At 62.4% G+C, this 7,331-nt stretch carries 5 protein-coding genes and 1 pseudogene; 3 read left to right on the top strand and 3 right to left on the bottom strand.

Annotation, left to right across the window (positions count from 1 at the left end; translation table 11 throughout):
* The 3 genes and pseudogenes from G9C82_RS16080 to G9C82_RS16070 all read left to right on the top strand — a co-directional run.
* A pseudogene (locus G9C82_RS16080) lies at positions 1-572 on the top strand (ABC transporter permease); the annotation flags it as partial.
* On the top strand, positions 572-1,564 hold the full coding sequence (locus G9C82_RS16075) for an ABC transporter permease (protein ID WP_127014461.1): 993 nt from the start codon (positions 572-574) through the stop codon (positions 1,562-1,564). The pseudogene G9C82_RS16080 and the gene G9C82_RS16075, both read left to right, overlap by 1 nt.
* Positions 1,565-1,663: 99 nt before the next feature.
* On the top strand, positions 1,664-2,698 hold the full coding sequence (locus tag G9C82_RS16070) for an LLM class flavin-dependent oxidoreductase (protein ID WP_127014460.1): 1,035 nt from the start codon (positions 1,664-1,666) through the stop codon (positions 2,696-2,698).
* A gap of 109 nt (positions 2,699-2,807) precedes the next feature.
* Here G9C82_RS16070 and G9C82_RS16065 read toward each other — a convergent pair whose 3' ends face one another.
* The 3 genes from G9C82_RS16065 to G9C82_RS16055 form a co-directional block, all read right to left on the bottom strand.
* A complete protein-coding gene (locus G9C82_RS16065) occupies positions 2,808-4,214 on the bottom strand; it encodes a uracil-xanthine permease family protein (protein WP_007190617.1) in 1,407 nt (468 codons plus the stop codon).
* 231 nt (positions 4,215-4,445) lie between these two features.
* Positions 4,446-5,705 carry a threonine synthase gene (thrC, locus tag G9C82_RS16060; protein ID WP_127014459.1) on the bottom strand — a complete coding sequence of 420 codons (1,260 nt, stop codon included), beginning with the start codon at positions 5,703-5,705 and terminating at the stop codon, positions 4,446-4,448.
* A 159-nt stretch (positions 5,706-5,864) separates the two neighbouring features.
* On the bottom strand, positions 5,865-7,208 hold the full coding sequence (locus tag G9C82_RS16055; RefSeq protein ID WP_127014458.1) for a dihydroorotase family protein: 1,344 nt from the start codon (positions 7,206-7,208) through the stop codon (positions 5,865-5,867).
* Between the last annotated feature and the right edge of the window lie 123 nt (positions 7,209-7,331).

The following is a 7,331-nucleotide window of genomic DNA, read 5'->3' as shown; positions in this document are numbered from 1 at the left end:
TCCCGCAATCAGACCGGTTTTCCGAGGCCGCGACGATTCCGGAACTGTTCGGCGGTGTCCACGCTGGGCTGCTCGCCGCCCTCTGCATGGTCGTCGTGACGTATGTCCTGATGACGAGAACGCGACTCGGGTTCGAAATCACGTTCGTCGGCTCGAACGACGAGGCCGCCCAGCAGGCCGGGATGAGCAAGTTCTACGTGTATCTGCTCGTGTTTGTCGTCGGGGGCGCGTTCGCGGCCATGGGCGGCATCAGCGAGATCGCCGGCGCACAGGGTCGATACCGTGCCGGGTTCGAACCCGGATACGGCTTTACAGCCATTCCCATCGCGCTGCTCGGTCGCAACAGCGCGTTCAAGGTGATGCTCGCTGGCCTGTTTTTCGCCGTGCTGTTCGTCGGCGGGTCAAGCATGGAAGTGGCATTCGGTGTGCCCGCGGCGCTGGTCGAGATCATCCAGGCGCTGGTCATTCTCTTCCTGATCACGGCGGAGTTTTTCAAGAGCTACCGTGTCGGTATCGACCTAAAACGCGGGCCAGCGGAGACGCCAGCCCAGCCACAGCGGGGTGACGACTGATGGTGAGCTTCATCGCCGGCCTGCTCGATGCGACTGTTCAGGCGGCGACGGTGCTTCTCCTCGCTGGGATGGGCGAACTCATCAGCGAGCGAGCGGGCGTCCTCAATCTCGGCGTCGAGGGCATGATGCTCGTCGGCGCACTCGGGGGATTCATCACGACCGTCCTCACGGGGAGCCACTGGCTCGGATTCGGCGTCGGCATCCTCCTCGGGATGGTGCTGGCGCTGGTCCACGCGTTCCTCTGTATCACGCTGAAGTCGAACCAGGTCATCAGCGGCGTCATGCTGACACTGCTTGGGACCGGGCTGACAACCTTTTTCGGCTCCGGCTGGGTCGAAGAATCGATCAGCGGCTTCCCGCAGATAACGTTCCCGCTCGTCGGTCAGTACCTTGTCGGTATCCCGGTCATCGGCGAGGCCCTCTTCCGGAGCACGGCAACGGACTACCTCGCGCTCGGTTTGCTGGTCGTGGTCTGGTACTTCCTGTACCACTCGAACCTCGGGCTAGAGATGATAGCCGTCGGTGAGGACCCAGAGATGGCGGATACGATGGGGGTGTCCGTGTTCAGGTTGCGGTACCTCGCGGTGCTCATCGGCGGCGGGTTCGCTGGCGCGGCCGGCGCTCACCTCTCGCTGGCCTTCTCACAGCTCTGGGTCCCCGGCATGACCGCGGGCCGGGGCTGGATCGCTGTCGCGCTGGTTATCTTCGCGCAGTGGCGGCCCCGCCGGATGCTCGTGGGGGCGTATCTGTTCGGGCTGCTCGACGCGCTCCGCATTCGCTCCCAGTCGATCTCGTTGACGCTTGGCCCCGATGCGCCCCTCGCGGGCGTCATCAATCCCATCGTCGAGTTTCTCATGACGCCACAGATCATGGGGACGTACCCGTATCTGGCGACGATTATCGTGCTGGCGTACGCCGTCATCCGGACCAAGAGCGACCAGCTTGCCGTCCCCTCGGCGCTGTTGCAGTCCTACAGTCGCGAGACGGACTGAGCGGTCCGCGACGCGGGCCAATACCGGCGGCCACACCTCCCACAGACCGTGTGTGTGGCCAAATCTATTTATCGGTATTCGGAGAATCCAGCATGTCTCATGAGCGCCAATCAGGTCTTCGAGAGAGGCGACCGTGTCGGTATCTACTTGCAGGACAAACACTCGCTAGAAGAGAACGTCGAACTCGTGCAGTACGCGGAAGAGCAGGGTATCGACGAGATATGGCAGGCTGAATCGCGACTCGCACGCGACGCCGTCTCCCCGCTCGGCGCGTACGCCGCGGTCACCGATGACATCAAACTCGGGACGGGCGTCATCAACAACTGGACGCGCAACGCGGCGCTGATCGCACAGTCGATGAGCACGCTCGAGGAACTCGCCGGCCCGGACCGCATCATGTGTGGTATCGGGGCCTGGTGGGACCCGCTGGCCGAGAAGGTCGGTATTGACCGTAGCGGCGCGCTCCGGGCGATGCGCGAATGTGTCGAGGTGACACAGGACCTGCTGGACATGGAAAACGTCACCTATGACGGGGAGTTCGTCCAGATGCGCGACGTGGAACTGGACGTGGTCCACGGCGATGACGGGCCGCGAACCGTCCCCGTCTACGTTGGCGGGACCGGCTTCAAGATGCTGGAACTCACCGGCCACTTCGCCGATGGGGCCCTGTTGAACTACCTTGTCAGCCCGGAGTACAACGAGAAGGCCCTTGACGCACTGGAGACCGGGGCGGAGCGTGGTGGTCGCTCTCTTGACGACATCGACCGGCCCCAGCTCGTCGTCTGCTCGATGGACCACGACGAAGAGAAAGCCCTGGACAACGCCCGCGAACTCATCACGCAGTACCTCGGGCAACAGCCACACATCATGAAAGCCAGCGGCGTCAGCCAGGACCTCATCGACGAGGTGGGTGAGACCATCGGCGGGTGGCCGGCCGACAAGGACGACATCAAAGAGGGCATGCACCTCATTCCGGACGACGTGGTGCACAAACTCACCGCCAGCGGCACGCCCGAACAGTGTCGGGAGAAAGTCCGGGAGTACGCAGAGACGGGCTGTCAGTGCCCGATTCTCTATCCGCTTGGCGACGACCGGCGGCTGATGATCGACGAGTTTGCGGACGGCTACCTGTAACCAGGGACGGCGCGCAGCCACGCGGCACAGACCCCCCTTCCTGTTGTTAATTGTGGTTGAGACGGGATACTCGTTCCCTCGTGGTGGCGCAGACGTACTGCCGACAGTATCAGTCGTCGTCGACCGGCGGCGCGCCCGCTCCCGTCTCGACAGGATCGGGTTCCAGTCCTGCGGTGTACTCAGTTGGCCCGGTTCCGACACTCCCGCCGGGGAACACAATATTGAGAATGAGGGCGGCCATCCCACCGGTGACAAGTGCGGACCCGAACAGCGTCTGTACCTCAGACGGGAAGTTCTGGAGGATTTCAGGGCGGAACGCGACGCCGAGGCCGAGCGCCATCGACATCGCGAGGATGGTCGAATTGCGGTGGTCTAACTCGACGTTTTGCGTGATGAGGCGTGCGCCCGAGGAGAATATCATCGCGAACAGGATGAGCGCGCCGCCGCCCAGCACGGCGTCGGGCATCGCCGAGACGACTGCGCCGACTTTTGGGACAAATCCGAGTGCAAGCAGCACGACGCCCCCGATGCCGGCGACGTACCGGCTGGCGACGCCGGTGAAGTTCACGAGGCCGACGTTCTGCGAGAACGACGTGTTCGGGAGCGCGTTGAACACCGCACCGAAAACGCTCATGACGCCGTCAGCGACGAGGCCGCCACGGATTTCCTCGCGCGTGGCGTTCCGACCGGTTGCGGATACCGTCCCCGAGATGTCCCCGATAGTCTCCATGCCGGTAATGATGTAGAGGAAGGCCACGGTGACGACGGCGCTTGGCTCGAAGGCGAGGCCGTACTTGAGCGGAACGGGAACCGTCACCCAGCCGGCAGCGGCGACTGCCGAGAGGTCAACCACACCTAGCGCAAGCGCGGCGAGGTAGCCGACGATGATGCCCACGAATACGCTGATGACGCGGAGAAAGCCCTCGAAGAACTGGTTCAGCCCGACCGTGACTATCAGCACGAGCCCCGCGAGGCCGAGATTCACGAAGGAGCCGTATCCCTCCGCTGATGGGCCGGCCGAGGCCCCCGCGGCGTAGTTCATGCCCGTGGGGATGAGCGTCAATCCGATGAGCATTACGACGATACCGGTGACCAGCGGGGGGAAGAACCGCCGGAACCGGTCGAACGAGACGCCCATGATGACCTCGACCGGCGCGGCAAGCAGTGACGCGCCGAAGACGGCGGCGATACCGAACTGGTTGCCGATGCCGATAAGCGGCCCGAGAAACGCGAAACTGGTCCCCATGACGACCGGGAGCCGCGCGCCGACGGGGCCGACCGGGTACGCCTGAACGATGGTCGCAATGCCGGCGACGATGAGTGCCATCTGGACGAGAAACGTCGTCTCCCCTGTGACGGAGCCGACAGCCCCGGCAAGGATGAGCGGGGGCGCGACGTTGCCCAGAAACATCGCGAGCACGTGCTGGATGCCGAGTGGAATCGCCTTCCCCAGCGGCGGTTTGTCTTCGATATCGTACAGTACGACTGACTGCTGTTCTGCCTCTGGACCGCTCATGGGACGCCATCCAGCCCCCTATCTTTTCAATCCACCTACTAGAATCCTTATATCAATATATGTGTTTAACTCTGTCCGAGATACCTATTCGAATGTCTCACTAATTTGTGATACTCGTTGGATATGCGACTTGCTATACTTTGCAACTGCAACTCCATCGACTCGGAAGTGTATTGAAACTGATCGCAAAATGGCAGTGTGCGGGCCCGTGTCGGGGCAACTGTCCGGTCGTCAGTCGTCGGCCGCGGCTTCTTCGGCCGTGCCGTACAGACCTTCGACCTCTGCGATTTCGGGGTCGATTCGATCCACCCCGCCGGTCGCCTTCTCGGCGCTTTTCGTGTCCTTCAGGCCGAAGCCGGTGGACACCACGACGACCGTTTCGTCCTGTTCGATGATTCCCCGGTCGAGCGCCGTCTGAACGCCCGCGATAGGCGCTGCTCCCGCCGGCTCGGAGTAGATTCCTTCGGTGCTGCCAAGTAGCGTTTCGGCTTTCAGAATCTCTTCATCGGAGACCAGCACGCTGGTGCCACCGCTCTGTTCCAGCGCGCGGCAAGCCTTAATCGTGTTCCGCGGCCGTCCGACTGCGATTGAATCGGCCAGCGTTTCGGCGATGTCGTCGATATCCTCGTGGTTGTGGAAGGCGTCGTGGATCGCCGACGCCCCTTCAGCCTGAACCCCTAGCATTTTAGGGTGGTCGTCGACGTAGCCGAGGTCGTAAAACTCCTTGAACCCCTTCCAGGCCCCGGCAATCGTACAGCCGTCGCCCATCGAAAACACGACCCAGTCCGGGACGTGTCCGCGGGCGATAGACTGGTCTGCGAGCTCGTGGCCGACGGTGCGCTTGCCCTCGACCTGGAACGGATTGATCGCCGCGTTGCGGTTGTACCAGCCGTACTTCTCGGTGACCTCGACGCTGAGGTCGTAGGCTTCGTCGTAGTTGCCGTTGACAGCAAGGACATCCGCGCCGTAGACGAGCGGCTGTGCGAGTTTCCCCGTCGGGGCGTCACCGGGGACGAAAATACGGCAGTCCATCCCCCCGCGGGCGGCGTAGCCCGACAGTGACGCGGCGGCGTTCCCGGTGGAGGCGCAGGTGATGATATCGCGCCCGGCGTGTTTGGCTTTCGTGACCGCGATAGCGCTGGCGCGGTCCTTGAAGCAGCCGGTCGGGTTCCGTCCGTCGTCTTTGACCAGTGTCTCGACGCCAAGCGCAGCGCTGAGATTCGGCGCGTCGAAGAGGTCCGTCCCGCCCTCGTTGAGCGTCACGATATCGGCGTCCGCTGCGACTGGCAGAAACGCCTCGTACTTCCATTGACTTGCGATCGGCCCGCCGAGGTCGCCGTCAAACGCATCATCGATAGCATCGTAGTCGTACGTTACCTCGAGAATTCCCTTCACGCCCTCGTGTTCGGGACAGGTGTAGATGATCCGGTTCGGGTCGTACTCCGCCCCACAGAGTGTACACTCGAGGGTTGTGACTTGCGTCATGCCCATACTACTTCCTCAGTACAACTGGGTATAAAACCGTACTGTGGCTTCAGCCCGATTGTCAGGCGATCCCCCTCTGTTGTGGCTGACACACCTTCACACACTGGTCGCACACGCCACACATCTATTTGTGAACTGGCTATCAGGTCAATGGACGGCAAAACGCTACAACGGGCGGTTCAGGAACTGGCCGCGGCCCGCCGTTGACCGAACCCTGTGGTCCTTTGCGACAATCTCACCGCCAGCGATGACTGTGTCCACGCGCGCGCTCCAGTGCTGTCCCTCGTATGGCGTCCAGCCACCGACGAACGTGTGGTCGTCGGCGGTAACTTCGTACTCCTCGTCCCGGATGAGAATCACGTCCGCATCTGTGCCCTGCTGCAGTGAACCTTTTCGGGGGTAGATGCCAGCACTTCGGGCCGGAGCCGCGCATACGAGCTCACAGAGCCGTGGCCACGAAAGCCGACTCTTGTGGACGCCCTCACTGACGAGGAACTCGACCATTGTTTCGACGCCCGGGAGGCCGGCGTATGGCTCCCAGATGTCATCCCAGCCGACATCCCGAGTCTCGCGGTACGTCGGGAAGTGGTCCGTGCCGATGAGGTCGATCGTCCCGTCCTGAACCGCATCCCAGAGCCGCTCCCGCTCGGCATCGGACTTGAGGCTTGGATTGACCTTCAGGAACGGTCCCTTGTCGGCAACGTCCTCCTTCGAGAAGGCCAGATACTGCGGACAGGTTTCGAGCGTGACTGGAACGTTTGCTCGGGATTTGAAACGACCGGCCTCGCACGCGCCGCTCCCGCTTGAGATGTGGACGACGTGCAGCGGGCAGTCGGCGTATTCCGCGAAATAGCCCGCCCGAGAGATCGCGTCAAGTTCGGCTTCGAGCGGTCGTGAATCCATGTACACCTCAGGGTCATCGCTGACGATAGTCGACCGCGCGTCGTCAAGGAGTCCCTGCGTCTCGCAGTGGACGCGAACTGTTCCGCCGGCATCGCCGACGTGCCGCATGAGTGCTGCGATGGACGCGTCACTCGCCAGATACGGGTCAGCGGTAAACGTTTTGAAATCCGCTACTCCGGCGCTCATGATGCCAGACACGTCGATATCGGGGTCCTGAATATTGCCCGCAACGAGGCCGAAATCGATGTGGGCCAGCGTCGAACACGTCTCCGCTTTCCTCTGTATTGCCTCCGGCGTCGTGACGGGTGTCTGGGTCGGTAGCTCGATGACTGTCGTCACTCCACCGGCAACCGCACTCGCGGTCTGGGACGCGAAATCGATACCATCAGGAAACAGTTCGTCGTCGTGCATGTGTGTGTGCACGTCGGTAGCGCCCGGGAGCGCGACCATGCCGTCCGCGTCGATGACGGTGTCCGGATTACTGGGGGTTGGGACCGCCGACGCCGGACCAGCAGCGTCTATCGTTCCGTCGGACATCGTGATTTCACCGTGCTGGACACCCGATGCCCTCACCACCTGTGCGTCTTTAATGTGAATGTCTGTCATGATAGAACAGCCCGGGCGAATGACGAAAACAGTTGGTGTGTGAGACGCCACATCCGTCGCACACGGTGGTTGTGAGAGAGTGGCTGCTAAGGCTGTTCTGGGGCGGAGTAGCTTTTAGTCAGT

Origin of the sequence: Haloarcula sp. R1-2 (genome assembly GCF_011627385.1) — an archaeon.
Taxonomy (GTDB): Archaea; Halobacteriota; Halobacteria; order Halobacteriales; family Haloarculaceae; genus Haloarcula; species Haloarcula marismortui.
Note: the sequence above shows the minus strand (reverse complement) of the source record. Positions and strands in the feature narration are given on the sequence as shown.

Coding starts and splice junctions, on each gene's coding strand:
- G9C82_RS16075 (WP_127014461.1), top strand. CDS start 572: ATGGTGAGCTTCATCGCCGGCCTGCTCGATGCGACTGTTCAGGCGGCG.
- G9C82_RS16070 (WP_127014460.1), top strand. CDS start 1,664: ATGAGCGCCAATCAGGTCTTCGAGAGAGGCGACCGTGTCGGTATCTAC.
- G9C82_RS16065 (WP_007190617.1), bottom strand. CDS start 4,214: ATGAGCGGTCCAGAGGCAGAACAGCAGTCAGTCGTACTGTACGATATC.
- thrC (WP_127014459.1), bottom strand. CDS start 5,705: ATGGGCATGACGCAAGTCACAACCCTCGAGTGTACACTCTGTGGGGCG.
- G9C82_RS16055 (WP_127014458.1), bottom strand. CDS start 7,208: ATGACAGACATTCACATTAAAGACGCACAGGTGGTGAGGGCATCGGGT.